1 protein-coding gene is annotated in these 1,768 nt (G+C 59.6%); it reads right to left on the bottom strand.

The window, feature by feature from the left end; genetic code table 11:
- Positions 1-135: 135 nt before the first annotated feature.
- A protein-coding gene (locus tag PKE99_RS39120) for an IS3-like element ISPko4 family transposase (RefSeq protein ID WP_076611527.1) occupies positions 136-1,499 on the bottom strand; the annotation gives its coding sequence in 2 pieces (ribosomal slippage) (positions 136-1,149 and positions 1,152-1,499; 1,362 coding nt in all).
- Positions 1,500-1,768: the final 269 nt, after the last annotated feature.

Consider the following 1,768-nt stretch of genomic DNA (forward strand, 5'->3'; position numbering starts at 1 on the left):
TGAAGCGGTGGCGCTTGCCGCCGAAGCCGATCTCGACTCATTCCGCCTGCCGGATATAATGTGTCCGTCGTCAGAACATTTGGCTCAGATCGGGGCTTAGATTAGCGGAGAGCGGGCCTCGTCTTGGGGTTGATGTTATGCGGCGAGCTTGCGGTGCTGCAAGCGCCGATGTTCGATGGTCTTTCGTTTGATCCTTTCGCGCTGTTTGATGATGTCCGGCGCCCTGCCGAAGTAGGCGTCAGCCGGCGTCACGTTGTTCAGGCTCTCATGGTAGCGTTGGTGGTTGTAGTGCTCGACGAAGGCCTCGATCTGGGCCTCGAGATCACCGGGCAGGAAGTAATTTTCTAGCAGGATTCGGTTCTTCAGGGTCTGGTGCCAGCGCTCGATCTTGCCCTGGGTCTGGGGATGGCACGGGGCGCCGCGGATATGGCTCATCTTTTTGGCCTCGATGTATTCGGCCAGTTCGCCCGCTATGTAGCTCGGGCCGTTGTCCGATAGCAGTCGCGGCTTGTGCAGCACGGTGGCGCAGTCGCGGCCCGAGGCGGCGAGTGCGAGGTCCAGCGTGTCGGTCACATCCTCGGCCCGCATGTTGGAGCATAGCTTCCAGGCGATGATGTAGCGCGAGAAGTCGTCAAGCACCGTCGACAGATACATCCAGCCCCAGCCGATGATCTTGAAGTAGGTGAAGTCGGTCTGCCACATCTCGTTCGGCCGTGTGGTCTTGGTGTGGAACTGATCGGCCGCCTTGATCACGACATAGGCCGGGCTGGTGATCAGGTCATGGGCCTTGAGCAGACGGTAGACCGTGGCTTCGGACACAAAGTATTGGCGTTCATCGGTAAATCGCACGGCCAGTTCGCGCGGGCTGAGATCGGTCGCCTCCAACGCCATCTCGACGATCTGGTCCCGGATATCCTCGCCGATGCGGTTCCACACCCGGCTCGGCGCCGAAGGGCGATCCTCCAGCGCTTCCGGCCCGCCTTCCCGGTAACGATCATACCAGCGGTAGAAGGTCCGGCGGGCAATGCCGAGGTGATCCAGCGTCTGCCTGGCGGGCAGGTGCGACTGTTCGACGATCCGGATGATCTCGAGCTTCTCGGATGCGGGATACCTCATTCGTCGTCGCCCCCATCCGCGATCATGCTTTTTTTAAGCAAACGGTTTTCGAGCGTCAGGTCCGCCACACATTCCTTCAGGGCACGGGCTTCGCGGCGCAGATCCTGAACCTCACCGGTGGTCGCGGCACGGGCGGTATCGCCGGCGAGCCGGCGCTTGCCCGCTTCCATGAACTCCTTTGACCAAGTGTAATACAGGCTCTGGGCGATGCCCTCTTTGCGGCACAACTCGGCGATGCTGTCGTCACCGCGAAGTCCTTCCAGCACGATCCGGATCTTGTCTTCAGCTGAGAAGTGCCGACGGGTCTGACGCCGAATGTCCTTGACCACCCGCTCAGCAGGGGACTTGGCCGGCAATTTTGTATTGGAGGATTTGGGCTTCATCTTCGTTCCTTCGTCACTACGACGAAGCCCAAATCCTCCTTAAATCACAACCTCAAATCTGTGCCATGGGCGCTGACGGGAGACAGCTGGTGGCCAGAGTGAAGTCACTGCCCGGTTGGTCAGTTGTCGGACCCTGCGCAAGGTTCCAGAAAGAGGTGAGCGATAGGGAGTAGGGCATGTCACATCAGACCTTCTGATCGATTGTTCGCTATTTGTCGGACAGAGGCGTTTTATCTGCGCAGCCGGAGAGCTGGTCGCTGAGTTTATTG

This window comes from Pseudonocardia halophobica (assembly GCF_027922425.1).
Taxonomy (GTDB): Bacteria; Actinomycetota; Actinomycetes; order Mycobacteriales; family Pseudonocardiaceae; genus Pseudonocardia; species Pseudonocardia halophobica.